Genomic DNA, 25,920 nt, shown 5'->3' on the forward strand with positions numbered 1-25,920 from the left:
CCCCGCCGCCCCCGCCCCCGGCGGGTCTGCGCGGCGCCGACGGCCCGCCGCCGCCCGCCCCGGCCGGCCCCGGCGCGCCCGCCGCCGGTCTGGCGTACGAGCGCACCCAGCTGGCCGGCGCGATCGACCTCGGCGCCCCGGGCGCGCCCGCCGACCCCGGCACCCCGCCGTCCGGCGGCCCGGCCGTCCCGCCGCCGCCCGGCCCCGGCGCACCGGCGGCCGGCTACGGCTACCCCGGTGCGGCCTCGCCGAGCGCCCCCTCCCCGGCGCCCGCCCCGCCCGCGCCCGTCCCCGGCCCGCCGCAGGGCGCCCCGGTGCCGCCCGGCGTGCCCGCGGTCGGTCCGGGCTACTTCGCGGCGCTCAGCTACCGGGGCCCGGACGGCTCCGAGCAGAAGCTGCTGCACCGCAGCGAGCCCGGCACCCCGCACCCCGAGTGGAAGATCCTCCAGGACCTGCGGCGGCTGAACGTGCCGCCGGAGCAGGTGCTGGAGCTCTACACCGAGCTGGAGTCCTGCGACCTGCCGGGCGGCTACTGCAACCGGATGATCGCCGTCTCCTGGCCGAACGTCCGGCTCACCCACACCGCCGACTACGGCCGCGACCACCACTCCCGGCAGGCCGGCATGGCCCAGCTGCTCGACCACCTGGACGAGCTGCACCAGCTGGCCTCCGGCGCCCAGCGGGTCCGCCCGTTCCGGGTGCCGCTGCCCGCCCCCGGCACCGTCCCGCCGCTGCCGCCGATCGCGCCGCAGCAGCTCGCGCAGGAGCTCGCCCAGGCCTTCGGCCCGAACGTGTTCCACTTCGAGCAGCGCGCGGTATCCCGGCAGGGCGTCCCCGAGCCGGTGGCCCAGACCCTGATGTGGGCGGGCCTGCCGCGCGAGTTCGGACCGTTCTTCTGGGCGCAGGCCCAGGAGGGTCGCCCGATCCCGACGCTCGCCGAGCTGGCCGCCGAGCGCGGCCTGCCCGGCGGACCGGACTTCGGCGGGTACCTGGTGCTCGGCAACGACTACGGCCGCCAGCTGTGTGTGCAATACGGCACAGCGCACGTGGTCGCGGTGGACGTCGACGGAACCGGCGAGCCGCCGCGCTTCGTCAACAGCGGTGTACCGGAGTTCGTCCGCGCGATGGCCCTGCTGGGCCGGATGTGGCGGCTGCGGTACGGGCTGACTCCTGATCAGGCCGGTCGCTGGACGACCGACTTCCAGGCCCAGCTCGCCGCGATCGACCCGGCGGCCCTCCAGTCCTCGGACACGTGGTGGGCCGTCCTGCTGGAGCAGTTCTGGGACGGCCTGCTGTAGCGGACCGGCACGGATCCGCGCAGGTGGAAGGGGTCGTTCCGGTGTCCGGAACGACCCCTTCGGCATGCCGTCGCGGCTCTGCCTCGTTGGGGTTTCGCCACGATCTGCGCAAAATAGGTCAAGAGGATGGGTCTACTCGTCCATTCCTCGACATGTTTCGACCCGCACTCCGTCCGAATCCGGACCCGGTCTCCGATCGGGTTCCGGATCCGTCCGTTCCGTCCGATCATGGGCTCCGCAGCCCGCGACACGAGGGGAAGAGCCCATGAGCGATGCCGTCCCCCAGTACGGCTTCACCGCTGCCCGGCGCGGTTACGCGCCCGAGCAGGTAGACCGAGCGCTCGCCGCGCTGACCGCCCAACGCGACGAGTCCTGGGAGCGGCTGAGCATTCTCGGCGCCGGGATCCGGGAGATGGAGCGGCGCCTGGAAGAGGTCCGCCAGGCCGCCGCCGACGCCCCGGAGCCGGACTACGAGGTGCTCAGCGAGCAGGCCGCCGGGCTCGCCAAGATGGCCGAGAACGAGGCCAGGGCCGTCCGGGACGCCGCCGAGCGGCATGCCGAGGACACCCGGGACGAGGTGTACGAGGCCGGGCAGGCACTGGCCCAGGCCGCGAAGGAGTACGCCGTCACCACCCGCTCCGAGGCCGACCAGGCCGCCCGGCGGACCGACGAGCGGACCAGGGCCGAGGCGGAGGCGATCCGGGCCGAGGCCGACCGGGACATCCGCACCACCCGGGACGCCGCCACCGCGCACGCCGCCAAGGTGCGGGTCGCCGCGGCGGAGGCGTCCGAGCAGGCCGAGGCCAAGCTGGCCGAGCTGCGCCGCAACGCCGACGAGGCCTTCGCGGCCGCGGAGGCGAAGGCGGACGCCGAGGACTCCGCGATCGCGGCGACCGCCGAGCGCCGGCTCAAGGAGGCCGAGCAGTACCGGGAGACGGTGCTCGGGCGGATCAAGCAGTCGGACGCCGAGGCGCAGGCCCGGGCCGACCAGCTGATCGAGCAGGCGCGGCGCGAGGCCGAGGCGGTCAACGCGGACAGCGAGCGCGAGCAGGTCGCGTTCGCGGCCCGGCAGGAGACGGTGCAGCAGCACCTCGACCACATCAAGGGCACCCTCGCCTCGCTCACCGGCGCGGCGGTGGGCGCGATCGAGCCCGTCGAGGCGGTGGCGCCGCAGGACGTGCCGCAGGACGCTCCGGAGGTGGACTCGGAGGCGGACACCGGGGAGATCGCGGTGGCCAACCTGCGCAAGGAGGTCGCCGCTGCCGCCGCCGCTGCTGGTGGCGGCGGCGCGGGTGGTGTCGCCGTCGGCGTGGTCACCGAGGCGGCGACGGCGGTGCTGCCGGTCACCCCGGCTCCCGTCGCCACTGGTCCGGTCGCCACCTCACCCCTCGCCGCCTCACCCGTGGCCACCGGGCCCGTCGCCACCGGACCGGTCACGCCCGGACCGGTGGCTCCGGCCGTACCCGTCCCGGCCTCGGCTCCGGCCCCCGCCGCGGGAGCCGGAGGCGCTGCGGGCACTGTGGGCGCTGCGGGCGCAGCCGGGGTGCCGCCGCGGCCGTCCTCGCCGCCGAGCGGTTCCTCCGCCTCCGGCGCGGGCGTTCCGGCGGCCGGTGCGGGCGTTCCGGCCGCGGCGCGGCAGCCGGAGGACGAGACCCGGATCATCCCGAAGATCGTGATCGTGGACGACGGCAGCGACTACGCCACCCCGAACACGGTGAGCTACAACAAGCGCCACTGACGGCTGAAGGCCGGCGGCCGCGACCGTTGGACGGCTCCTGGGCGGGTGCTCAGGAGCCGTCGCCCGCGAGCAGCTGCGAGAGCTTCGCGTCCTGGGCCCTGACCGCCTCCCGCTGGGCGTTCAGGGCCTGCGCGTTGTGGTCGATCTGCTGTCGCTGGTACCCGGCCAGGACGGCGAACCAGATCCCCGCCAGATTGCTCCCGGTGGTGCACTCGGCATCGGCCCGGGCCGTGGCCAGCTCGGCCGGGGTGATCTCCTGGCCGGCCCGGAACCGCTCCGGCAGGGCCGCCGGATCCGGCGCCTGGAAGCCCGCGGCGGCCATGCAGTCCGACCACGCCCTGGTCGCCGCGACCACCCGGCTGTCGCGGCCGGTCGCCCGGAGCGAGTCGTCGAAGAGCCGGCCGATCAGCTCGGTGCCGGTGGAGGGCGGCGAGCCCAGCCGCTCGGCCGCCTGCCGGTCGCAGTCGACACGGGCGGCGTCGAACGCCTCGGAGGAGGCCCCCGGGGGCGGCGCCGGCTGCCCGGGCGCGGTCCGCCGCGGCGGATGGAACCCCTGGACGGCCGCGACCTCCGGGCCCAGGTACCCCCAGGCGCCGGCCGGCAGCGCCGTCGCGTTGTCCGGGGCCTGCGCGGGCTGGAGCCCGTCGCCGTCGAACGAGGCGAATCCGGCCCGCCGCATGCAGGAGACGACCAGCGTATTCCTGACCTGAATCTCCTTCACCGCGCTCCGGTCATCGGCCTGATAAGCGGAGAGCGGTAGTCCGGTCATTCCGGCGCGCCCGGACTCCGGCGCTTTTGTGGCGGTGATTGCGGGAGGCGTCAATGCGGATTCCGACGGTCCGCTAGCGGTGTTCGAGCAGCCTGCGGCGAAAGGCGCTAAAGCGGCGGCCAGAAATATCGCGGCGAATCGGCCGAAACGGGGTGGGCGTGCCAATCCAGTGCTCCGATCCTCAAGTGCGACAAGGGTGTCCGGACCCTAGCGCATTCTGTCCACGGCCGGTCGGGCCGGGGGATCCGCTTTCCTGCTTGGCCGGAAAGAAGCTGTTCGGCGGCGGGCCGCCGTGTCAGCCTCTGGAGTCGCAAACCGTTGCCGATGGAGGGGTCCCATGATTCGCCGCACAGATCCCCGCACCGACCGTGGTCCGAGAAATACCCTGATGGGCAGGGCCGGGGTCCTCGCCGTCCTGACCGCCGCCGCGGCCGCGCTGATACCGGCGGCCGATGCCAATGCCGTGAACCGGGTCGACTGCGGAAACCGCAGCGATTACGCGAAGGTGTACAACTACGGCTACAGCAGCAGACTCTGCTTTGCCAATGACGGCTGGATGTCGGTCCGCGTCTACAACGTGGACCGCATCGACGCCGGGAACAACCGGGTCGTCACCTATCTCGGCGGCGGCCTCGGCTCCTGGACGGTCTTCAACTGGGAGCAGTACGACTTCAACGGCAACCAGGGGTACGAGGTGATGATGTACGACATCAACCTCTCCCGCTGGTAGCCGGGCACTTCCCGCGCTTCGCGGTGCCGGGCGGGTGCGGACGCCCGGCATCGCGTTCCGAAGGGTTGGCGAGGGGTTTGCGGGAGCCTGCGGGAGTGTGCGGGGGATTGCTGGGGTTTGCGGTGGTTTGCGGGGGTTTGCGGGGGTTACAGCACCTCCACCGTGGCGCCCGAGAGCCGGCGGCGGCAGTCCAGGACGTACCGGGCGTGCGTGGTGACGGACTCGTGGTCGAAGTCGTCGTGGTCGGCGAGCAGCACCACCGCGTCCGCGGCCGCCAGCTCCTCGGGGGTCGCCTCCACCCGGCGGACGGCGGCGAACGGATCGTCGTGCCGGTCCTGCTCGGCGGCGGGCCGGCCGGGGACCACCGGCTCGGGGACGTGCACCCCGACCACCACGTGCGGGTCGGCGGCCCGGACCTCGGCGCCCATCCGGGTCAGCAGTTCGGCGACCCGGGCGGCCGGGGTCTCCCGGGCGTCGCCGGTGTCCTTCTCGTACGCGAGCCCGAGCAGCAGCACTCGCGAGCCGTTCACCGGGCGCTGCCGGTCGCTCAGCGCCGCCGCCAGCCGCCGCACCACGTAGTCGGGCATGTGGCTGTTCACGTCGTTGGCCAGCTCCACGAACCGGAACGACCGGCCGAGCGCGCGCTCGACCCGCCAGGGCAGGGAGGAGGGGTCGAGCGGTAGGCAGTGGCCGCCCACGCCCGGCCCCGGGGTGAAGCGCAAGTAGTCGAACGGCTTGGTCGAGGCGGCGTCGATCGCCTCCCAGACGTCGATGCCGAGGTCGTGCGCGAACATCGCCAGCTCGTTGACCAGCGCGGTGTTCACATGCCGGAAGGTGTTCTCCAGCAGCTTGGTCAGCTCGGCCTCCTTGCAGGAGGACACCGGGACCGTCCGCTCGACCAGCCGCCCGTAGAAGCCCTCGACCGCGGCCAGCGCGGCCGGATCGATGCCGGACACCACCTTCGGGGTGTTCTCCAGCCGCCAGGTCGGGTTGCCCGGGTCGATCCGCTCGGGGCTGTAGCCGAGGTGGAAGTCCCGGCCGGCGGTCAGCCCGGAACCCTCCTCCAGCACCGGCGCGAGCAGTTCCTCGGTGGTCCCCGGGTAGGTGGTCGACTCCAGCACCACCGTCGCCCCCGGCCGCAGGTGCCGGGAGAGCAGTCGGGCGGAGGCCTCGATGGGCGACAGGTCGGGCACCCCGTCGCGCAGCGGCGTCGGCACGGTGATCACGGCGATGTCGAAGCCCGCCACGTCACCCGGCTCGGCGGACGGCAGATAGGTCCCGTTCTCCAGCAGCGGCCGCAGCCGCTCGGCGGGGATGTCCCCGACGTAGGGCTCGCCGGCCGCCAGCCGCTCGATCCTGCGCTCGTCCACGTCGTAGCCGACCACCTGGTGGCCGACCTCGGCTGCACGGACCGCCAGTGGCAGTCCCACGCGGCCCTGACCTGCGATGACAACGCGCATGACGAAGAACCCCCTCCACCGCGACGCCCACCAGGTCCCCTCCGGGACGCCCCCGTACGGTCTTCACCACAGGGTAGGGAGCGGCGCCGGGACGCGCGGCTTTTCGGCGAAGAGGTCGGCAGGGAGGGCGCCGGGGAGGCGGCCGGGGCCGCAGGGGAGGGGCCCACAGGGGGAGGGGCCGAGGGAAGGAATGGGGACGGGCGCGGAGGACGGTCGGGCGCGCAGACGAAGGAGGCCGAGACCCGTGGCGCCCCCCAGGAAGGGGCGCCACGGTTCCCGGCGCTTGGGCGGGCGCCCCCACCCAGGGTCGCCCGGCCTCGCACTCCCGACCCCCATCGGGTGTGCGACTGTGCCCATCCGCAGCCATCCCCCACGGTTGGGTGCGGCGGGCACATTCACTATGGTGCGCGATCTCCATGGACGGCCAGTGACAGGAGTATGTCCAGTTCGTGGCAGATCGCGGAGCCCCTGCCGCCCGCGTGGGGGACAGGTCCTTCGTCCGCGCATCGGCCCCGCCGGGCCCGTGCGCCGCGTGGCCGTCGGCGCCGCGGCGTACGCTTGAGACCCCCGGCCGCTCGGCGTGCCGGGCCGTTCGCGTTGCCCTGGCGGGCCTTCGCCGCCCGGGGGCAGCACCAGCCACGGGACGAAGAAGAGACTCCAGATGAGCCTGACCGGACTGCTCGATGTCGTCGCGCGGGACGCGGCCCTCGCCGAGGCGATCGAGGCCGCGACCGCCACCGCCGCCGGTGGCCGCCGCCACCTGGACCTGGTCGGCCCGCCCGCCGCCCGGCCGTTCGCCATCGCCGCGCTGGCCCGCGCGCTCGCCGGGCAGGCGGCCGGCGAGCGCGGCCGCCCGGTGCTGGCGGTCACGGCGACCGGCCGGGAGGCGGAGGACCTCGCCGCCTCGCTGCGCTCGCTGCTGCCGGCGGACTCGGTCGCCGAGTACCCGGCCTGGGAGACCCTTCCGCACGAGCGGCTCTCGCCGCGCTCGGACACGGTCGGCCGCCGGCTGGCCGTGCTGCGCCGGATCGTGCACCCGCGGGCGGACGACCCGGCGGCGGGCCCGGTCCAGGTGGTCGTGGCACCGGTCCGCTCGGTGCTCCAGCCGCAGGTGAAGGGGCTGGCCGAGCTGGAGCCGGTGGCCGTCCGGCGGGGTGAGTCGCACGACCTGGAGGCGGTGGCCCGCCGGCTGGCCGCGGCCGCCTACGCTCGCGTCGAACTGGTCGAGAAGCGTGGCGAGTTCGCGGTGCGCGGCGGCATCCTGGACGTCTTCCCGCCGACCGAGGAGCACCCGCTGCGGGTGGAGTTCTGGGGCGACGACGTCGAGGAGATCCGCTACTTCAAGGTGGCCGACCAGCGCTCGCTGGAGATCGCCGAGCACGGGCTGTGGGCGCCGCCCTGTCGTGAACTGCTGCTGACCGACGAGGTCCGGGCCCGGGCCGCCGAACTGGCGGCCGAGCACCCGGGGCTGGCCGAGATCCTGGACAAGATCGCCGAGGGCATCGCGGTCGAGGGCATGGAGTCGCTGGCGCCCGTCCTGGTGGACGACATGGAGCTGCTGCTGGACGTGCTGCCGCTCGGCTCGGTCACCGTGGTCTGCGACCCCGAGCGGGTCCGCACCCGGGCCGCCGATCTGGTGGCGACCAGCCAGGAGTTCCTGCACGCCTCCTGGGTGGCGGCCGCCTCCGGTGGGGACCGGCCGATCGACCTGGAGGCGATCGACGTCTCCGCCGCCTCGCTCCGCTCGCTCGCCGACGTCCGGGAGCGCGCCGCCGAGATCGGGCTGCCCTGGTGGTCGGTCAGCCCGTTCGCCACCAGCGAGTCCTCGGTGCACGAGGTGCTGGAGTTCGACGCCAACACCCTGACGCTGGGCATGCACGCCGTCGAGGCCTACCGGGGCGACACCGCGCGGGCGATCGCCGACGCCAAGGAGCGGCTGGCCGCCGACTGGCGGGTCGTCATGGTGACGGAGGGCCACGGACCGGCCTCGCGGCTGGCCGAGGTGCTCGGCAACGAGGGCATCCCGGCCCGTCTCGTCGCCGACCTCGCCGAGGCGCCGACCCGGGACGTCGTCTACGTCTCCTGCGGCTCGATCGAGCATGGCTTCGTGGACGAGGCGCTGAAGCTGACCGTCATCACCGAGACCGACCTGTCCGGCCAGAAGTCCTCCACCAAGGACATGCGGCGGATGCCGTCCCGGCGCCGCAACGCGATCGACCCGCTGGCGCTGGCCGCCGGCGACTACGTGGTCCACGAGGCGCACGGCGTCGGCAAGTACGTCGAGATGGTGCAGCGCACCGTGCAGGGCGCGACCCGCGAGTACCTGGTGCTGGAGTACGCGCCCGCCAAGCGGGGCCACCCCGGTGACCGGCTGTTCGTGCCGACCGACCAGCTGGACCAGGTCACCAAGTACGTCGGCGGCGAGGCCCCGACGCTGCACCGGCTCGGCGGCGCGGACTGGGCGAAGACCAAGCAGCGGGCCAAGAAGGCGGTCAAGGAGATCGCCGCCGACCTGATCAAGCTGTACTCGGCCCGGATGGCCGCCCCCGGCCACACCTTCGGCCCGGACACCCCGTGGCAGCGCGAGCTGGAGGACGCCTTCCCCTACGCGGAGACGCCCGACCAGCTGACCACGATCGCCGAGGTCAAGTCGGACATGGAGAAGTCCGTCCCGATGGACCGGCTGATCTGCGGCGACGTCGGCTACGGCAAGACCGAGATCGCGGTGCGGGCGGCGTTCAAGGCGGTGCAGGACGGCAAGCAGGTGGCCGTCCTGGTGCCGACCACGCTTCTGGTGCAGCAGCACTTCTCGACCTTCGCCGAGCGGTATGCCAACTTCCCGGTGACGGTGAAGGCGCTGTCCCGGTTCCAGTCCGACAGCGAGGCGAAGGCCGTGCTGGAGGGCCTCTTCGAGGGCTCGGTGGATGTCGTCATCGGCACCCACCGGCTGTTCTCCTCGGAGACCCGTTTCAAGGACCTGGGCCTGGTCATCGTCGACGAGGAGCAGCGGTTCGGCGTCGAGCACAAGGAGCAGCTGAAGAAGCTGCGGGCCAACGTCGACGTGCTGACCATGTCGGCGACGCCGATCCCGCGCACCCTGGAGATGGCTGTCACCGGCATCCGCGAGATGTCCACCATCACCACCCCGCCGGAGGAGCGCCACCCGGTGCTGACGTTCGTCGGACCGTACGACGAGAAGCAGATCTCGGCCGCGATCCGGCGTGAACTCCTGCGCGAGGGCCAGGTGTTCTACATCCACAACCGGGTGGAGTCGATCGACAAGGCGGCGGCCCGGCTGAAGGACCTCGTCCCCGAGGCGCGGATCGCCACCGCGCACGGGCAGATGGGGGAGACCGCGCTGGAGAAGGTGGTCGTCGACTTCTGGGAGAAGGAGTTCGACGTCCTGGTGTCGACCACGATCGTGGAGTCGGGCATCGACATCTCCAACGCCAACACCCTGATCGTCGAGCGCGGTGACACCTTCGGCCTCTCCCAGCTGCACCAGCTGCGCGGCCGGGTCGGCCGTGGGCGCGAGCGCGGGTACGCCTACATGCTGTACCCGCCGGAGAAGCCGCTGACGGAGACGGCGCACGAGCGGCTCGCCACCATCGCCCAGCACACCGAGATGGGTGCCGGTATGTACGTGGCGATGAAGGACCTGGAGATCCGCGGCGCGGGCAACCTGCTCGGCGGTGAGCAGTCCGGACACATCGCCGGTGTCGGGTTCGACCTCTACATGCGGATGGTCGGCGAGGCGGTGGCCGAGTTCCGCGAATCGCTGGCCAACGGTGGCGGTGCGCCCGAGGAGGAGCCGCTGGAGGTGAAGATCGAGCTTCCGGTGGACGCCCACGTCCCGCACGACTACGCGCCGGGCGAGCGGCTGCGGCTGCAGGCGTACCGCTCGATCGCGGCGGTGAACTCGGAGGAGGACATCACCCAGGTCCGGGACGAACTCGTCGACCGCTACGGCAAGTTGCCCGAGGCGGTGGAGAACCTGCTGCTGGTGGCGGCGCTGCGGCTGTACGCCCGGCGGTGCGGTATCTCGGACATCACGCTGCAGGGGTCCAACGTCCGGTTCGGGCCGGTGGACCTGCGCGAGTCGCAGCAGCTGCGGCTGAACCGGCTCTACCCTCGCAGCCAGGTGAAGGCCACCACCCAGCAGCTGCTGGTGCCCCGGCCGAGCACCGGCCGGATCGGCGGCAAGCCGCTGGTCGGGCGTGAACTGCTCGGCTGGTCGCGGGAGTTCCTGTCGGCGATGTTCGACGATCTGGCGGGGGCGAAGAAGTAGCGGGGGCTGGATCCTGCGGGTTCTCGTGGGGCTGGTTCCCGCGAGGGTGGTTCTCGTGGGGCTGGTTCTCGTGAGGGGCGGGCTCCGGTCGAGCCCCGGGCTCCTCCCGGGCGAGCGGCGGTCTCAGGCGACGGTGCCTGAGACCGCTGTTTTGCGTGCGGGTGCGGGTGCGGGTGCGGGTGGTGCCGGTGCCGGTGCGGGTGCGGGTGGTGCGGGTGGTGTCGGCTGTGAACGGAGCCGTCAGCCGATCTTCCACTGGCCGACCTGCTTGGCGAAGCCGTTGTCCAGGGCGAACTGCACCTTGTCGAGCTTGGCGTCGGTCGGGATCTCGAAGGTGACGAAGCCCTTGCCCGTCTCGCCGGCGGCGATGTTGGTGGGCGTCTGGAAGGTCGGGCCGGCCTTGGTCTCGGCGAGGCTCGGCCCGTACGACTGGCCCTGGGTGTCGACCACCTTGGCGCTGCTCCACGGCATCTCGCTGTAGGCCTGCGTGCCGGTGGCCTTGATCTGGAACTGGACGGCGACGTAGCGCTTGCCGGCCTCCGGCTTGAGGTACTCGTTCGAGCTCTCGGCCGGGTCGACCACCTTCACCGTGGTGATGTCGGCGGTGATGCCCTTGTCCATGCCCTTGAGCGCGATGGTGTCGCCCAGCTTGGCCGCCGCCTTGGGGGCGTCCGCGGGCTTGCTCTCGGCGGGCTTGCTCTCCGCGGGCGTGGCGGCGGCGCCTGCCGCGCTGCCTGCGGCGGCGGTCTGCTTGGGCTCCGTGGCGACGGTGGTGCCGGCGGTCGAGCTGCAGGCGGTCGCGGAGAGCGTGACCAGCGCGGCGCCCAGCAGCAGGGCGGCGGTGCGGCGGCGGGTGGTGGTGGCGGCGGACATGGGGTTCTCCGGCTTCTCGGGCTTGCTGCCCGGTCTCGGTGCGGCCGTTCGGTGCGGCCTCGATGAGAGAATCACATCATTGACTGTGAACCATGTCAACACTGATTCGGGAAACGTCTCTGTTCACGTGTGAACGGGGATGGGGGGCGTGCTGGCTATGCTGTGTGATCACACTCGCCCGTGCGTCGAAGGAGCCCCATGCCGGACCGTCCCGAGGTGACCGCCGTCGAGATCGCCCGGCTGGCCGGGGTGGGACGGGCCGCCGTCAGCAACTGGCGCCGCCGCCACCCGGACTTCCCGCGCCCGGTCGGCGGCACCGACAGCAGCCCGACCTTCGCGCTCGCCGATGTGGAGGCCTGGCTTCGCGGACAGGGCAAGATCGCCGAGCTGCCGCTGCTGGAGCGGACCTGGCGACTGGTCGAGACCCTGCGCGACCCCGCCGGCCACCCGGCGGCGCCGCTGCTCCAGGCCGGCGCCGTCCTGCTGCTGCTGCACCGCGAGCCGGACCGCTGGCCCGCGCTCACCGCCGAACCCGACACCCGTCTCGCCACCGCACTGCCCCGGGCACTGTCCGGCGTGGCGGTGCAGACCCTCGGGGTGGAGGGCGCCGCCGCACTCCAGCTGTCCGGCCTGCTCGGCAGCACCCAGCTGGACCTGGCCCGCCTGCTCGCCGAACTGGCCGCGGGCGTCGGCGCCGCGGGCGCGTACGAGCAACTGCTCACCCGGTACGCCGAGGCCAACACCCGACAGCTCAGCCCCACCCCGCCCGAGGCCGCCGAACTGCTCGCCGCGGTGGCCGGCGTCCCCGCCACGGTGCTCGACCCGGCCGCCGGCCTCGGGGCGGTGCTGCTCGCCCTCCCGCCGACGACCGGCCGCTACGGGCAGGACGCCGACCCGGTGACCAGCGCGCTCGCCCTGCTCCGGCTCGCCCTGCACACGCCCGCCACCGACCCCGGACCGCTCCCGCTCGACCTGCGCGGCGGCGACTCGCTGCGCGCCGACGCCTACTCCGGCCGCACCTTCGAGGCTGTGCTCTGCCAGCCGCCGTACAACGAACGGGACTGGGGGCACGACCAGTTGCAGTTCGACCCCCGCTGGCCGGGCGGCCAGGTGCCGCCGCGCGGGGAGTCCGAACTCGCCTGGGTGCTGCACTGTCTGGCCCGCACCGGTCCCGGCGGGCTCGCCGCCCTCCTGCTGCCGCCCGCCGTCGCCGGCCGCCGGGCCGGGCGCCGGGTCCGCGCCGAACTGCTGCGCTCCGGCGCGCTGCGCGCCGTGATCGCGCTGCCGGCCGGAGCCGCGCCGCCGTACGGGGTGCCGCTGCACCTGTGGGTGCTGCGCGCGCCCCGGCCGGGGGAGGATTTCCGGCAGGTCCTGCTGCTCGACGCGTCCTCCTCGCCCGGCGCCTCGTCCGGTTTCCCGGCCGGCTCCTCGACCGGTTTCCTGACCGGGTTCTCGCCGGTCGCCCCTTCTGTGGCCTCGTCCGGCGAGGGTGGGCGCGACCGGGTCGACTGGCCCGAACTGCGCCGGACCGTCCTGGACGCCTGGCGCGCCTTCGACCTCGCCGCGCGCGAGGGCCTGCCGTTGCCGGACGACCGGCCCGGCGTGCACCGGGCGATGGCCGCGATCGACCTGCTCGACGACGAGACCGACCTCTCGCCCGCCCGCCACGTCCCGCCCGCCGGAGCGGTCGGCGGGGCCGCCGAACTCGCCCACCTGGGCGGCCGGTTGACGGAGCTGCTGGCGGGGTTGGCCGCGCCCGGAAGCCTGCTGCCGGAGCCGTCCGCGGTGGTCCCGCCGACCACGGCGGTGGCCCCGGTCATCACCGTGGGGGAGCTGGTCCGCAGCGGCGTGTTGGAGGTGTACTCGTCGGGCTCCGGGGCGGCTACGGGTGCTGGTGCTGGTGTCGGTGCTGACGCCGGTGTCGGCCCGGGTGCGGCCGTTCTGACGGATCAGGACCTGATCGCCGGGGGCGCGCCGAGCGGGGCTCCCGATTCGGGCGGTTCCACCGGTCCGGCGGCCGGCATCCGGACCCGGCCCGGCGATGTCCTGGTCCCGGCGCTGGGCGGCGGCGTGGCCCGGGTCGTCCAGGCCGACGGCCCGCTCGCGGGCGCTGCCCTCGGCCGCCAGCTGCACCTGTTGCGGCCTGACCTCGAAGCGGTCGACCCGGAGTTCCTGGCCGGCCAGCTCCGCTCCACAGCGAGCACCCGACGGGCCGCCAGCCACGCCACCACCACCGCGCGCCTCGACATCCGCCGGGTCGAGCTGCCCCGCCTCCCGATCGCCGACCAGCGCCGGCTCGGCACGGCCTTCGCCCGGATCGCCGCCTTCGACGCGACCCTCCAACAGGCCGCCGCACTCGGACACGGCCTCGCGCAGTCCCTCACCGACGGCCTCGCCACAGGGGCCCTTCCCCTTCCCGAGGCGCACCCCCGGGCCTGACCTCGCGCTGCCCGCCCGGCCTGGCGTGTCCGGCCTGCCCCGGCCTGGTCGTCCGACCCTGTTCGGTGCGGCGCGTCCGCCCTGCCCGGCCTGGTGCGTCCGGGTTGCCCCGCCCGCCGGCATCTGGCGGGCGGGGCAGGGCGGACAGAGCGGACAAATATGTAGACCGGTCGACCTATTTACCCTCTGTAGACCGGTCCACATAATCCCCAGGCGGCTCCTGTGCCCTGTGGACCACGCGGTAGCAAATATGTAGACCGGTCCAGCGATTCCGCCTCTGTAGACCGGTCGGCATATTCCGCTTCCATCTCGACCGGTCTACATATTCCATTCCCGTCAGCGGAAGCCCGGCGGCTCCATCCGGACAGCCGTCGGCCGGGAACGTGGCCCCGGGAGGCCATCCTCCCGGAGGGAAGCCCTCCGGCGTGTCGGCCTCGGGCGGTACGGTGTGCGGGGTTCCTCCGTACTCCGGCAGACCGCCGTTCTCACCCGCTCAGGAGCGCACATGTCAGGGCAGTACCCCGGGCAGTTCGGACCGCCGCCCGGTGGCGCGGTCCCTGGTGGCGCCTTCCCCGGCGGGATACCGGACGCGATGCAGCCGACCGCCCCGATGCCCATGGCCGGTCACTACCCGCAGCCCGGCCCCATGCCCGCCGCCGCCCCGCCGCTGCGCCCGGGGATGGCCGCGGGCCCGTACGGCGTGCTCGGCAAGGTGTTGTGTGCCGTCACCCCGGTGGTGACGGTCGGTCTGCTCGGCATGATCCCCTCGTTGCTGCTGGCGATCCGGCGGCGGCGCTGGTTCGACATCCTGGGCGCGGTGGTGTTCGCCGGACTGTTCCTCACCTACCTGGTCGGCGCCGGGGTGGCGGGAAACGACAAGAGCGCGCACGGCGCGGACACCGCGGGCATGACGGCGATGCTGCTGATGTGGTTCGGCGCCCCGCTGCACTACCTGCTGATGGACAGTCGAGCCCTCTGGAACGCCGCCCGCCCGCAGCCGACCGTGCTGCCCACGCCGCCCGGGTACTACCCGCCGCCCGCCTCGCCCTACGCGCAGACCGCCCCCGTCATGCCGTACGCCCCGCCGCCCGGCTATGCCACCCCCGCCCCGGTGTCCATGCCCAACACGGCCCCGACCCCCGCCCCCGCGCCGCCCGCCGCAGCCCCCGCCGCGCCGCCCGCGGCCTCCGACGACCTGCGCGAGTTGGGCGAACTGCTGCGCCGCCAGGCCCGCGAGGGCCGGCCGTGACCGCCGGCCGCCAGGGCGCCGGACCGCTCGCGTCCGGACCGCTCGGCGCCGGATCGACCGGCGCCGGATCGACCGGCGCCCGGGTGATCGGCGGCCGCTACCGCCTGGCCGAGAAGATCGGCCATGGCGGCATGGGCCAGGTCTGGGGCGGCTACGACGAGCGGCTCGACCGCCCCGTCGCCGTCAAGCTGCTCCGCCCCGACCTCCTCCTGCCCGCGGACGAGAGCCCCGAGCGCGGCAGTCGAGGCGACGAGCTGCGCCGCCGTTTCCTGCGGGAGTGCCGGATCACCGCCGCCCTGGACCACCCCGGCCTGGTCACCGTCTTCGACGCCGGGGAGGACGGCGGCGAGCTGTACCTGGTCATGCAGCGCGTCCCCGGCCTCAGCCTCGCCGATCTGATCGCCGAGGACTCGCCCCTGCCGGTCGAGCGCGCGGTCGCCGTCGCGGCCCAGCTCTGCGGCGCCCTCGCCGCCGTACACGCCGTACCCGTGGTCCACCGCGACCTGAAGCCCAGCAACGTGATGGTTCGCGACGACGGCCGGACGGTCCTGCTCGACCTCGGCATCGCCACCGCCCTCGACACCGACGCGACCCGCCTCACCCTCACGGGTGTTCCGATCGGCAGCCCCGCCTACATGGCGCCCGAGCAGGCCCTCGCCGCGACCGCCGACCCTCGCAGCGACCTCTACGCCCTCGGCTGTCTGCTGCACGAGATGCTCGCGGGGGAGGAGCCGTTCCGCGCGCCCACCGCCCTCGGTGTGCTGCGCCGACACGTCGACGAGCCGCCGACGCCCCTGCGCGAGCTGCGTCCCGAGGTCCCCGCGGCTCTCGAACGGCTGGTCCTGGACCTGCTCGCCAAGCAGCCGGCCGAGCGCCCGGCCGACGCGCAGGAGGTCTACGGGCGGTTGCTTCCGTTGCTCCCGCTCGCGGAGGCGGCCCCGCAACCCCGGTACGGCCCGCTGCCCGACCCCGCCCGCCCGTACCGCCACCCGCACCAGCCGCAGCCCCGGCCGCTGGACACCGCGCTCCCCGTACCGATCCCGGTCCCGGTCCCGGCGCCGGTGCCGATGCCCGCGTCTGCATCGACGCCCGCGCCCGCGATGGTCCGGCAGCCCGTGGTCCACCCCGCGCCGGCGGCTGCGCGGGTGGAGCCGCAGCCCCTGCTGATGACGGCCGTTCCGACGGCTCCGCCGACCTCCGCCCCCGCGCCCTCCGCCCCCGTCACTGCGTCCTCCGCCCCGGATCTGGCGGCGGCCTGCGCCCGGCTCTCCGACCTCGTCGACGCCGGGCGCCACGCCGAGGTGCTCGACCTCGCCTCCCGGCTGCTGCCCCGCGCCCAGGCCGAACTCGGCGACGGAGCACCGCTCGTCCGCACCATCCGGACCATCTACGCGCGCACGCTGCTCCAGGAGCGCCGCTACCGGAACGCGCTCCCCGAGTACCGGATCCTCGCGATCACCGCCGACGGAGGCCCGCACGGGCCGCAGGGACTGGAACACCGCTACCGTGCCGCGGACTGCCTGGAACAGCTCGGCCACGGCGCGGAGGCCCTCGCCGAGTACCGGGCACTGCTCGCCGCCCACACCGCGCGCCTCGACGCGGGGTCGGAGGCCGATGCGGAGCGGGCGCTCGACCTGCGTGAGCGGATCGGTCTGCTGCTCGCGGCGGGCGGCGACGCCGAGGGCGCCTGGCAGTGGCTGCTGCAGCTCCTCTTCGACCGGGAGCGCCGCGACGGCCCCCACCACCAGGCCGTGCGCCGTCTGCGGCAGAGCCTGGACCACCTGCAGCCGCACCGCACCACCAACAACCCCCAGCCGCCCGACCCCCGCGCCACCCCCTGGCCGGTCGGCAACCCCTACGCCCCCGGCTCCTGACCCGCTCACCCTGCTCCGGGCCCGACCAGCGCACGGCCCGACCAGCGCACGGCCCGCCCTGTGCACCGCTCGTGCTGTTCACCGCTCGCCGTGCACAGGACGTCGGACCCGCCGACTTCCTGTGCGGTGCGGCGGTGCGGGGCATGACTTTCGGCAGATTCGTCCGTTCCCGCCTCTCCGTACTGTCGTCACCGTGCTTATGAACGGACGGCAGTGGGTCGACGGCGGGTTGCTGGCGGTGGCGTCGGCGGCGATCGGGTTGTGCCTGGTCGACATCTGGTGGGTGCTGGCGGCGATCGCGGCGGCGTTCCTGGCAGGTCGGCGGATGGAGCGGGCCCGGTCGGCGCTGGTGGTGCTGACCGGGATGGTCGTCGGCGGCGTGGCGGCGGCGGTGCTGGTACCCGAGTGGATGGTGCCGGGGACGTCGTTCGTGTCCCTGACGGTCTGCGCCGGAATGGGGCCGTGGATGGTGGGTCGGTTCTGGCGGCAGTCGCAGGAGTTGGTGCGGGCCGGCTGGGAACGGGCCGAGCGGCTGGAGCGCGAGCAGCAGCTGGTGGCGGAGCAGGCCCGGCTGCGCGAGCGGGCCCGGATCGCGCAGGACATGCACGACGCTCTCGGCCACGACCTGAGCCTGATCGCCCTGCGGGCCGGTGCGCTGAAGCTGGCGCCCGACCTGGCGCCGCCGCATCGGGAGGCGGCCCAGGAGATCCGGGCGGGCGTGGCGGCGGCCGTGGAGCGTCTGGGCGAGGTGATCGGAATCCTGCGGGACGAGCGGGACGAGGCGGCGGCCCGTCCGGCCGACACAGGCATCCCCCCTCTGGTCGAGGAGGCGGTCGCGGCCGGTCTGGATGTCCGGCTGACCGTCACCGGGGAGCCGGGCGGCCTGCCGCGCGCGGCCGAACACGCCGCGTTCCGGGTCGTCCAGGAGGCGCTGACCAACGCGGCCAAGCACGCTCCGCGGGCGCCCGTCACGGTCCGGCTGGCCTACACGGCGGACGGCGCCCGCATTCGGGTGGCCAACGGCCCGTCACCGACGGGGCTGCCGGCGGCTCTGCCGGGCGGAGGCGGCCGAGGGCTGATCGGCCTGGCCGAACGGGTCAGGCTGGCGGGCGGCACCTTCGGCCACGGGGCCCGAGCCGCCGACGGCGGTTTCGAGGTCTCCGCGTATCTCCCGGGTTCCGGCGCCGGCGTCGACGCCTGCGCCGAACCGGCCCCCGCGCCCGCCACAGTGTCACCGGCTCGCGAACTGCACCGCGCCCGCCGCCGGGTGGGCCGGATGATGGCAGCGGTCGTCCTGGTGCCACTGGTCACCGCTTTGGTGCTGACCGCCGTTCTGCGCGGATGGACGATCTACACCACCGGCCGCGCCGTGCTGGACCCGGCGGACTACGCCTCGCTGCGAGTAGGCCAGGACCGGGCCGCAGTGCAGCGATTTCTGCCGGAACGTCAGTTTCCGTACCATCCATCGGAGGAGAACCCGCCGCCCCCGGGAGAAGGAGTGACGTGCGAGTACTACGCGATCACGGCCGAACCGTTCAACAACGACCGCTCCGGGGATGCGTATCGGCTCTGCTTCCAGGGGGATGTGCTGATCTCCCTGGACGCTCTGATCTCGTGACCGCCGGATGAGCGGCCAGGAGCGGGCCGAGGGTGCGACACGGATTCGGGTGGTGATCGCCGACGACGAACCGATGGTGCGGGCCGGCGTGCGCGCGGTGCTCGCCACCGACCCGGGCATCGAGATCGTCGCGGAGGCCGGGGACGGCCGCGCGGCCGTCGACCTGGTCCTGCGCCACCGGCCGGACGTCGTCGTGCTGGACATCAGGATGCCCGGTACCGACGGCATCGCCGCGGCCGCCGAGATCCGCCGGACCGGCGCCGCCACCGGGATCGTCATGCTGACCACCTTCGGCGAGGACGACTACATCCTGCGGGCACTCGGCGGCGGCGCCAACGGGTTCCTGATCAAGTCCGGCGAACCCGAGGAGCTGATCGCCGGGGTACGGGCGGTCGCGGACGGTGCCGCCTACCTGTCACCCAAGGTGGCCGCCCGGGTGGTCGCCCATCTGGCCGCCGGTGGGGCGGGCGGGCCGGCCGACCGCAGGACCGCCGCCCGGGACCAGGTGGCCGCGCTGACCACCCGGGAACGCGACGTGCTGGCGCTGGTCGCCGCCGGGCTGTCCAACGGCCAGATCGCCCGCCGGATCGGCGTGGTGGAGGGCACCGTGAAGGCTCATGTGAGCTCCATCCTGGCCCGGCTCGGGGTGGCCAACCGGGCGGCCGCCGCCGTGCTCGCACACGAGGCCGGACTGACCGCCGGCGGCACCTGCGCGGGCGGCCCGCGCGACTGACGGGGCCAGTAGCAGCGGGCCGAGGACCGGCACGCCGCTCAGCGCTCCCACGATCCCGGTGCCGAGCGGGAGCAAGGCGATGACCACGGCCGCCGTGACGGTGGCGCCGAGCACGGCCCCGGCCAGCACGTCGTGCGGGTAGTGCACCCCGGCCGCCACCCGCAGGGCGGCCGTGGCGCCGCCCACCGGGAGGATCAGCAACGCCCAGCGCGGACGCAGCAGTACCAGACCGCCGGCCAGGGCGGCGGCCAGGGTCGCGTGGTTGCTGGGGAAGGACCAGTCGCCGGGTGGCGGGCACTCGGCGACGGCGGGGACACCGGACAGCGCCCGGCAGGGGCGTTCCTCGTCGACGACGAGTTTCAGCACCTCGCTCGCCCCGTACGCGAGCACCGTGCCGAGACCGGTCAGCAGGACGCCCGCGACCGGCCCGGCCGAGCGCCGGCCCCGGGCGGTCCACCAGCAGAGCGCCAGTAGGAGGCCCAGCACCAGCAGCCCGGCCTCGGTGGCGGGCTCCATCAGCGAGCCCAGCCAGCGCGGCGCGTCGGCGACGCCGCCGACGACCCACCGGTAGCCCTCGGCGGAGACCCCGCCGACCACCCGCGCCGGGGCGCCCTCCGCACCGTCGGGTGGTCGTGCGGGGGCCAGCCACCCGACCACCCCGGTACCCGCCCCGAGCAGCGCCACCGCCCCCGCCGACCGCGCGCCGGTGCCCAGGCGGCCCTGTTGCCTTCTGCCCGCTGTCCTGTCCCTGTTCGTCATGGTCACCGACCGTAGGAGCGGGCGGGGGCGGCGACCCGACCCGAAAGACAGACCGGGACCTGGACGATCGTCAGGGTTGACGCCACCCGGATGGCCGCCGTGCGCCACCGCCGCGAGTGACCCGTTCGGGCCACGGTCCGCGCGCCGGGTGCCCGGCCGCCCTACTCTCGGGTGAGCGCCCGGCCGGGGGCCACCGTCACCCGGGAGACCAGTCATGCACCGTCGGACCGCCGTCGTCGGCGTCCTGCTCGCCGCCTCGGTCCTGACCGCGTGCGGGGGCGACGGACTGACGGCCGGAACGGCGGTGGTGCTCGACGGTCGGCGGATTCCGATCGGCGCGGTCGAGGCCAGGGTGTCCCAGCTGCGGGACGGGACGGGCGGAGCCTCGACCGACGCCCGCGAGCAGCCGGACGCGCCGGCACGGCAGGCCGTGACGGACCTGGTGCTCGACGCGGTGGTCGCGCGGGCACTCTCCGACCGGCGGCTGACCGTCACCGGCGCCGAGGTCGCGGCCGCCCGCGCGGCGGAGCAGGAGAGGTTCGGCGGCGCCGGACAGCTCAGCCGCGCGCTGGCCGGGGAAGGCGTGCCGGAGGGGGCGATCGACGCCTACTACCGCCGACAGCTGGGCCTCCGCCGCCTCGCCGCGGCGGCCGGCCAGGACGCCACCACTCCGGCGGGGGACGCGGTCGTCCGCCGGGCCCTGGCCGACGCGGCCATCGCCCTGCACCTGCGCGTCAACCCCCGCTACGGCACCTGGGACCCGGAGCACGTCGCCCTGCTCCCGGACAACCCGCCCTGGCTGACTCCGCCGGGCTGACTCCCGCCCGGGCGAGGAATATCTCGACCGGTCTACAGAGTCCGAGGAGACGGGCGAAATCTGTCGACCGGTCTATAGAGCAGCAAAATCAGTAGACCGGTCCATAGAGGATAAGTCAGTAGACCGGTCTACATATTTTGGTTGCCGCCCGCCGCCCGCCGCCCGCCGCCCGCCGCTGCCGAGCCGTCCCGCCGCCGTCGCCCCCCACCGAGCAGACCCGGGCCGACCCGAGCCGACCCCCAGCGAAACCCGAGCCGACCCGACCCGAGCGAAGCCGGGCCCAGGCCGCGCCGGCCGGTGCGGGATGCCGGCAGGACCGCACGAACCCCGCCGCCCCGCCCACCCGCCGGACGCAGCGGAGCAGGACCGTCAAAACCCCCGCGCAGGGCGCCGCCCGGGCCGGGTAGGTTCGGAGCGTGACGAATCTTTCGGGCGCGAAGCTGATCCTGCTCACCACCACCCACCGGGTGGCTCCCGGGCTGCTGGCATGGCCCGCCTGGGAGGCGTTGCGGGCGGCCGGCCGGGTGCTGGCGGGGGATGCCGAGCACCCCCAGCTGGCGGCGGTGCGGCAGGCCGGGGTCGAGGTGGAGATCGTGGCGCCCGGTTCCGCGCCGGCGCTCGCCCGGCTGTTGACCGGAGGGTCCCCGGAGGTAGGTCCCGTGGTCTGGCTGGGCAGTCCGGACGGCGACCCCGGGCTCACCGACGCGCTGGCGCGGCTCGCGGTCGAGCACGCGGGCGAGGTGCCGGAGATCGAGGTGCTGCCCGGTTCGTACGACCTGCCCGGCGCGCGCCTGATCGACCTGGCCTCCGTCATGGACCGGCTGCGCGCGCCCGGCGGCTGCCCCTGGGACGCCGAGCAGACCCACGCCAGTCTGGTGAAGTACCTGGTCGAGGAGGCGTACGAGCTGGTCGAGGCGATCGAGGAGGGGGACCGCGGCACCCTGCGCGAGGAGCTGGGGGACGTCCTGCTCCAGGTCTTCTTCCACTCCCGGATCGCCGAGGAGCACCCCACCGACCCCTTCTCCGTCGACGACGTGGCCGGCGACATCGTGGAGAAGCTGATGTACCGCCACCCGCACGTGTTCGGCGACGTCGAGGCGGAGGGCGCCGCCGAGGTGGAGGCGAACTGGGAGCAGCTGAAGGCCGCCGAGAAGTCCGATCGCGAGTCGGTGCTGGACGGGGTCCCGGCGGGGCTGCCGTCGCTGGCGTACGCGGCGAAGCTGGTCTCGCGGGTGCGCCGGTCGGGCTTCACGGGCGTCCCGGACGAGGAGTACGTGCTGCCCGCCGCGCTCACGGCGGAGTCGGCGGGCAGGCTGCTGCTCGCGGTGGCGCAGCGCGCGCACGACGCCGACGTGGACGTGGACGCCGCGCTGCGCGCAGCAGCCCGCGGCTACCGGGACGCGGTCCGGGTGGCCGAGGGCCTCAAGCCCTGAGAAGCGCTGTGAGAAGCACCCTGAGACACACCTGAACACGCCCTGGGGTGCTCCCTCGGCGCAGGTCACGCCCTGAGGGCGCACCCCAGGGCGTGACCGGGCAGGGACTAGACGGCGGCCCGGTCCTCGACCGACCGGCGCTGCTGCGGCACGACCTGGCCGATGACCTCGCCGATCGCCTCGCCGACCAGGGCGACCAGCTCGACGAGCCGCTCCAGGTCGAGGTGGGCGGGCAGGTCGGCGAGGGAGATGATCCGCTCGCCTTCGGGCCCGGCCACGCAGAACAGGTCGATCGGGCCGAGGTGCTTCTCGGCGGTGTCGACCAGGGCGGCGACGTCGCTCGGGCGCCGGATGTCGGCGGACACGCCGACGACCGGGCAGCCCGGCCGGTCGAGCTCGGTGGCGAGGTCCTCCGCGATGCCGACCCGCTGGTCGGCGATGAGCGCCCCGGCGGTGCCGGCGGCGGTGAAGCGGCGGGCGAGGTCGGCACCCGACCCGCCTTCCAGTACGGCGATGACCACGACCGCCCCGGTTACCCGCATGCTGGGCTCCTCCCTGGTGGGCGACTCCGCACCGGCGCCCACGATTTCCGTCGGAGGATCGTAGGCAGGTCCTGACCCTCCGCAACAGGGATTACCCCTCAGGTGACCAGGCTCACGCCTCACGATCGTCGATCATCCACCGGATACGGTCGTCGCATGCCAGTTCAGCCCGATTCCGACCAGCCGAGCGGGGGCCGGCCGAGCCAGGCCCAGCCGAGCCCGTCGGCGCCCGTCTCCCCGGCCCCCGCCTGCCCGGTCTCCGCTTCCCCCAGCTCGGACGCCCCCAGCTCGGACGCCCCCACCTCGGAGCCCCCCACCTCGGAGCCCCCCACCTCGGAGACCTCTATCTCCGATGCTTCCGAGGCCGCCACCTCCGAGGCCGCCACCTCCGACACTCCCCGCCCCCCGCTCTTCACGTGGGAGTTCGCCGCCGACCCGTACCCGGCGTACGCATGGCTGCGCGAGCACGCGCCGGTGCACCGCACCACCCTGCCGAGCGGGGTGGATGCCTGGCTGGTGACCAGGTACGTCGACGCCCGGCAGGCCCTCGCCGACAGCCGGCTCTCCAAGAACCCCGCCCACCACAGCGGGCAGGCGCACCGCACCGGACGGGTCGGCATCCCGGGCGAGCGCCAGGCCGATCTGATGACCCACCTGCTGAACATCGACCCGCCGGACCACACCCGGCTGCGCCGCCTGGTGTCGAAGGCGTTCACGCCGCGCCGGGTCGCCGAGTTCGAGCCCCGGGTGCAACAGCTCACCGACCGGCTGATCGACGGCTTCGCGCAGCGCGGCTCGGCGGACCTGATCCACGAGTTCGCCTTCCCGCTGCCGATCTACGCGATCTGCGACCTGCTCGGCGTGCCGCCCGAGGACCAGGACGACTTCCGGGACTGGGCCGGGATGATGATCCGCCACGGCGGGGGCCCGCGCGGCGGGGTGGCGCGTGCGGTCAAGCGGATGCGGGCGTACCTGGCGGACCTGATCCACCGCAAGCGGGCGGACCTCGGCGACGACCTGATCTCCGGCCTGATCCGCGCCAGCGACCACGGTGAGCACCTGACCGAGAACGAGGCCGCGGCGATGTGCTTCGTGCTCCTGTTCGCCGGCTTCGAGACGACCATCAACCTCATCGGCAACGGCATGTACGCGCTGTTCCGGAACCCGGACCAGCGGGCGCTGCTGCAGGGGTCGATCGCCCGCGGCGAGACCGGCCTGCTGGATACCGGTATCGAGGAACTGCTGCGCTACGACGGGCCGGTGGAGCTGGCGACCTGGCGCTTCGCGACCAGCCCGCTGACCATCGGCGGGGTGGAGATCCCGGTCGGCGACCCGGTGCTGGTGGTGCTCGCGGCGGCGGACCGGGACCCGGCGCGGTTCGCCGACGAGAACACCCTCGACCTGGCCCGCGCCGACAACCCGCACCTGGGCTTCGGCCACGGCATCCATTACTGCATCGGCGCCCCGCTGGCCCGGCTGGAGGGACGCGCCGCACTGTCCACCCTGTTCACCCGGCTGCCCGATCTGCGGCTCGCCGAAAGCCCGGAGAACCTGCGCTGGCGGGGTGGTCTGATCATGCGGGGGCTTCGCGAACTGCCGGTGGAATTCACACCGGAGATCCCGGTCGACGCATCGGCCGACACGCCGTCCGAAACCCCGTCCGAAACCCGGTCCGAGACCTCGACGCGCTGACGGGGAGTCGCCAGTACGCCTGCGTGGCCGATCTGAACCGCCATCAATCCGGACATACCGGCTCCGTTGGTAGGCGATCGGCCACGCGTCGTAATTTCCATGTGATATCTGCGATATGAGCTTGTGATTGATGTGAGGATCTGTCTACTCTCCCTGGAGTTCGCAGCTGCGGACCTCGTGTGCGGAACGCCGAATCCTGCCCGCCGCATCACGGGAAACCGACCAGACCCTTGGGCAGGGGCGGGGGACCCAGGTTTAGCGCCGTTCCCCACGGCTTGGGGTGAAGCCGCCCGCGCGGGCTGACAGCCTTCCGCGCGACGCGGCCGGGCCACCTCCCGGTCCGAACCCGACAGCTCACCTCGCAGGCGTGCGGAGAGGGACACCTTCATGCTGTTCGTTGGAACTGGCCGTCACCGTCGTCGCACCCAGACCGAGAAGGCCATCGCCGTCGCGGGCGTGGCGGGCGTCGGACTCGCGTTGCCGCTCCTCTCCGCCACCGGCGCCTCGGCGGCCCCCGTCTCCACCTGGGACGCGGTCGCGCAGTGCGAGAGCGGTGGCAACTGGAGCATCAACACCGGTAACGGCTTCTACGGCGGCCTGCAGTTCACCCCCAGCACCTGGAAGGCGTACGGCGGCGGCTCCTACGCCCCGCAGGCCAACCAGGCCAGCAAGGCCCAGCAGATCTCCGTGGCCGAGAAGGTCCTCGCCTCGCAGGGCCCGGGCGCCTGGCCCGTCTGCTCGCAGAAGGCCGGTCTGAGCAAGGGTGGCGCGCCCGCCTCGGTCGACACCTCGACGGACGCCGGCCCCGCCGCCCCGAAGCCGGTTCAGAAGCCTGCCGCCCAGCAGCCGGTGGCCCCCAAGCCGGTCCAGAAGCCGGCCGCCCAGAAGCCCGCAGCCCAGCAGCCGGTGCAGCAGTACACCCAGGCCCCCGGCCCCTCCGGCCAGTCCGGCTGGGACGCCGACGCCAAGGTGTTCTGGTACCAGAACAACGGCGCCTGGTACTGGACCAGCCACCAGAGCGTCTACCAGCAGTACGCCGGCCAGGCCGGGCACCAGGGCGGGAACCAGGGCGCCCGCCCGGCGGCCGCCCCCGCCGCCCAGGCCGCCGCGCCGAGGAGCGGTCACGGCTACACCGTCCAGTCCGGCGACACGCTGTCCACCATCGCCGCCGGTCAGAACCTCTCCGGCGGCTGGCAGGCCCTGTACGACGGCAACCGCGGCACCGTCGGCGGCGACCCGGACCTGATCGTCCCCGGCCAGGTGCTCACCCTCGGCTGACCCCCGCACCCCGGCCGGCCGCACCCGCACCCGCGGTAGTACTCGCACCCGCGGCAGCGCAACCGCCGGCGCTGCGGCCGCGAATGCCGCAAGCGCGAACGCGGCGTCACGAAGGGGGCCGGGTTCGGCCCCCTTCGTCCGCCTCTGGGTGCATCCCATGGGGCAACCAGGTGAACTACCGGTGGGTAGCCAGGCCACACGCTGAGACGGGACCGAGGCCGACGTGGCCCTGGGAGCCCGTGCGGTTAGGCTCTGGTTCGTAACGACTCCGCAATCGTCCCGCCGACAGCACCACCGTCAGCCGGACCCCTGCTTCCGCTAGGAGATGCC

Annotated in this window: 17 protein-coding genes, 1 pseudogene and 1 riboswitch; of the genes and pseudogenes, 13 read left to right on the forward strand and 5 right to left on the reverse strand. The window is 74.0% G+C overall.

What is annotated here, in order from left to right; genetic code table 11:
• Both ACFVVX_RS35870 and ACFVVX_RS35875 read left to right on the forward strand, forming a co-directional pair.
• On the forward strand, window positions 1-1,298 hold a 1,298-nt coding region (locus ACFVVX_RS35870; protein WP_387952083.1), incomplete at its 5' end, for an SUKH-4 family immunity protein.
• A gap of 265 nt (window positions 1,299-1,563) precedes the next feature.
• Entirely contained in the window at window positions 1,564-3,036 is a 1,473-nt protein-coding gene (locus ACFVVX_RS35875; RefSeq protein WP_387952085.1) for a hypothetical protein, read from the forward strand.
• Window positions 3,037-3,085: 49 nt separating this feature from the next.
• Here the strand turns inward: ACFVVX_RS35875 and ACFVVX_RS35880 are convergent, their stop codons facing one another.
• A complete protein-coding gene (locus ACFVVX_RS35880) occupies window positions 3,086-3,757 on the reverse strand; it encodes a hypothetical protein (RefSeq protein ID WP_387952087.1) in 672 nt (223 codons plus the stop codon).
• A gap of 436 nt (window positions 3,758-4,193) precedes the next feature.
• On the opposite strand from ACFVVX_RS35880, the gene ACFVVX_RS35885 reads away from it, so the two are divergent.
• Window positions 4,194-4,535: a beta/gamma crystallin domain-containing protein gene (locus ACFVVX_RS35885; RefSeq protein ID WP_387952088.1), complete on the forward strand. Its 342-nt coding sequence runs from the start codon at window positions 4,194-4,196 to the stop codon at window positions 4,533-4,535.
• Between the two features lie 146 nt (window positions 4,536-4,681).
• On the opposite strand, the gene ACFVVX_RS35890 is transcribed toward ACFVVX_RS35885, so the two are convergent.
• The gene (locus tag ACFVVX_RS35890) at window positions 4,682-5,995 is read right to left on the reverse strand and encodes a nucleotide sugar dehydrogenase (RefSeq protein WP_387952090.1); all 1,314 of its coding nucleotides are present in this window, start codon (window positions 5,993-5,995) and stop codon (window positions 4,682-4,684) included.
• 661 nt (window positions 5,996-6,656) lie between these two features.
• On the opposite strand from ACFVVX_RS35890, the gene mfd reads away from it, so the two are divergent.
• Window positions 6,657-10,283: a transcription-repair coupling factor gene (gene mfd / locus ACFVVX_RS35895; protein WP_387952092.1), complete on the forward strand. Its 3,627-nt coding sequence runs from the start codon at window positions 6,657-6,659 to the stop codon at window positions 10,281-10,283.
• A gap of 240 nt (window positions 10,284-10,523) precedes the next feature.
• Here the strand turns inward: mfd and ACFVVX_RS35900 are convergent, their stop codons facing one another.
• On the reverse strand, window positions 10,524-11,156 hold the full coding sequence (locus ACFVVX_RS35900; RefSeq protein WP_387952093.1) for a DUF4352 domain-containing protein: 633 nt from the start codon (window positions 11,154-11,156) through the stop codon (window positions 10,524-10,526).
• A 198-nt stretch (window positions 11,157-11,354) separates the two neighbouring features.
• On the opposite strand from ACFVVX_RS35900, the gene ACFVVX_RS35905 reads away from it, so the two are divergent.
• The 5 genes from ACFVVX_RS35905 to ACFVVX_RS35925 all read left to right on the forward strand — a co-directional run bounded on the left by ACFVVX_RS35905 (window position 11,355) and on the right by ACFVVX_RS35925 (window position 19,069).
• Window positions 11,355-13,595: an N-6 DNA methylase gene (locus tag ACFVVX_RS35905; protein ID WP_387952095.1), complete on the forward strand. Its 2,241-nt coding sequence runs from the start codon at window positions 11,355-11,357 to the stop codon at window positions 13,593-13,595.
• Window positions 13,596-14,100: 505 nt separating this feature from the next.
• Window positions 14,101-14,844, forward strand: a complete 744-nt coding sequence (locus tag ACFVVX_RS35910) for a hypothetical protein (protein ID WP_387952097.1) — start codon at window positions 14,101-14,103, stop codon at window positions 14,842-14,844.
• Window positions 14,841-16,718, forward strand: coding sequence for a protein kinase (locus tag ACFVVX_RS35915; RefSeq protein ID WP_387952098.1), 1,878 nt, complete (start codon window positions 14,841-14,843; stop codon window positions 16,716-16,718). Before ACFVVX_RS35910 ends, ACFVVX_RS35915 begins: the two co-directional genes overlap by 4 nt.
• Window positions 16,719-16,917: 199 nt before the next feature.
• Window positions 16,918-18,336 carry a sensor histidine kinase gene (locus ACFVVX_RS35920; RefSeq protein WP_387952121.1) on the forward strand — a complete coding sequence of 473 codons (1,419 nt, stop codon included), beginning with the start codon at window positions 16,918-16,920 and terminating at the stop codon, window positions 18,334-18,336.
• Window positions 18,337-18,343: 7 nt separating this feature from the next.
• Entirely contained in the window at window positions 18,344-19,069 is a 726-nt protein-coding gene (locus ACFVVX_RS35925) for a response regulator (RefSeq protein WP_387952099.1), read from the forward strand.
• A 90-nt stretch (window positions 19,070-19,159) separates the two neighbouring features.
• Here ACFVVX_RS35925 and ACFVVX_RS35930 read toward each other — a convergent pair.
• Window positions 19,160-20,044 (reverse strand): annotated as a pseudogene (locus tag ACFVVX_RS35930) (phosphatase PAP2 family protein); the annotation flags it as partial.
• Here ACFVVX_RS35930 and ACFVVX_RS35935 point away from each other — a divergent pair.
• Both ACFVVX_RS35935 and ACFVVX_RS35940 read left to right on the forward strand, forming a co-directional pair.
• Complete coding sequence (locus ACFVVX_RS35935; RefSeq protein WP_387952101.1) at window positions 20,043-20,645, forward strand: hypothetical protein; 603 nt, start codon at window positions 20,043-20,045, stop codon at window positions 20,643-20,645. The pseudogene ACFVVX_RS35930 and the gene ACFVVX_RS35935 sit on opposite strands and share 2 nt — an antisense overlap.
• Before the next feature lie 416 nt (window positions 20,646-21,061).
• Complete coding sequence (locus ACFVVX_RS35940) at window positions 21,062-22,078, forward strand: MazG family protein (protein WP_387952103.1); 1,017 nt, start codon at window positions 21,062-21,064, stop codon at window positions 22,076-22,078.
• Window positions 22,079-22,185: 107 nt separating this feature from the next.
• On the opposite strand, the gene ACFVVX_RS35945 is transcribed toward ACFVVX_RS35940, so the two are convergent.
• On the reverse strand, window positions 22,186-22,620 hold the full coding sequence (locus ACFVVX_RS35945; protein WP_387952105.1) for an SDR family NAD(P)-dependent oxidoreductase: 435 nt from the start codon (window positions 22,618-22,620) through the stop codon (window positions 22,186-22,188).
• A 156-nt stretch (window positions 22,621-22,776) separates the two neighbouring features.
• On the opposite strand from ACFVVX_RS35945, the gene ACFVVX_RS35950 reads away from it, so the two are divergent.
• Both ACFVVX_RS35950 and ACFVVX_RS35955 read left to right on the forward strand, forming a co-directional pair.
• Window positions 22,777-24,312: a cytochrome P450 gene (locus ACFVVX_RS35950; protein WP_387952107.1), complete on the forward strand. Its 1,536-nt coding sequence runs from the start codon at window positions 22,777-22,779 to the stop codon at window positions 24,310-24,312.
• A gap of 210 nt (window positions 24,313-24,522) precedes the next feature.
• Window positions 24,523-24,694, forward strand: a riboswitch (cyclic di-AMP (ydaO/yuaA leader).
• A 5-nt stretch (window positions 24,695-24,699) separates the two neighbouring features.
• Entirely contained in the window at window positions 24,700-25,590 is an 891-nt protein-coding gene (locus ACFVVX_RS35955) for a transglycosylase family protein (protein ID WP_387952109.1), read from the forward strand.
• Window positions 25,591-25,920 lie beyond the last annotated feature (330 nt).

It is taken from the genome of Kitasatospora sp. NPDC058170, assembly GCF_042883905.1.
Classification (GTDB): domain Bacteria; phylum Actinomycetota; class Actinomycetes; order Streptomycetales; family Streptomycetaceae; genus Kitasatospora.

Bases quoted from the DNA above. Each gene is read 5' to 3' on its own strand.
- ACFVVX_RS35890 (WP_387952090.1), bottom strand. From the start codon at position 5,995: ATGCGCGTTGTCATCGCAGGTCAGGGCCGCGTGGGACTGCCACTGGCG.
- ACFVVX_RS35875 (WP_387952085.1), top strand. From the start codon at position 1,564: ATGAGCGATGCCGTCCCCCAGTACGGCTTCACCGCTGCCCGGCGCGGT.
- ACFVVX_RS35950 (WP_387952107.1), top strand. From the start codon at position 22,777: ATGCCAGTTCAGCCCGATTCCGACCAGCCGAGCGGGGGCCGGCCGAGC.
- ACFVVX_RS35910 (WP_387952097.1), top strand. From the start codon at position 14,101: ATGTCAGGGCAGTACCCCGGGCAGTTCGGACCGCCGCCCGGTGGCGCG.
- ACFVVX_RS35905 (WP_387952095.1), top strand. From the start codon at position 11,355: ATGCCGGACCGTCCCGAGGTGACCGCCGTCGAGATCGCCCGGCTGGCC.
- ACFVVX_RS35925 (WP_387952099.1), top strand. From the start codon at position 18,344: ATGAGCGGCCAGGAGCGGGCCGAGGGTGCGACACGGATTCGGGTGGTG.
- ACFVVX_RS35920 (WP_387952121.1), top strand. From the start codon at position 16,918: ATGAACGGACGGCAGTGGGTCGACGGCGGGTTGCTGGCGGTGGCGTCG.
- ACFVVX_RS35935 (WP_387952101.1), top strand. From the start codon at position 20,043: ATGCACCGTCGGACCGCCGTCGTCGGCGTCCTGCTCGCCGCCTCGGTC.
- ACFVVX_RS35955 (WP_387952109.1), top strand. From the start codon at position 24,700: ATGCTGTTCGTTGGAACTGGCCGTCACCGTCGTCGCACCCAGACCGAG.
- ACFVVX_RS35900 (WP_387952093.1), bottom strand. From the start codon at position 11,156: ATGTCCGCCGCCACCACCACCCGCCGCCGCACCGCCGCCCTGCTGCTG.
- ACFVVX_RS35945 (WP_387952105.1), bottom strand. From the start codon at position 22,620: ATGCGGGTAACCGGGGCGGTCGTGGTCATCGCCGTACTGGAAGGCGGG.
- ACFVVX_RS35885 (WP_387952088.1), top strand. From the start codon at position 4,194: ATGGGCAGGGCCGGGGTCCTCGCCGTCCTGACCGCCGCCGCGGCCGCG.
- mfd (WP_387952092.1), top strand. From the start codon at position 6,657: ATGAGCCTGACCGGACTGCTCGATGTCGTCGCGCGGGACGCGGCCCTC.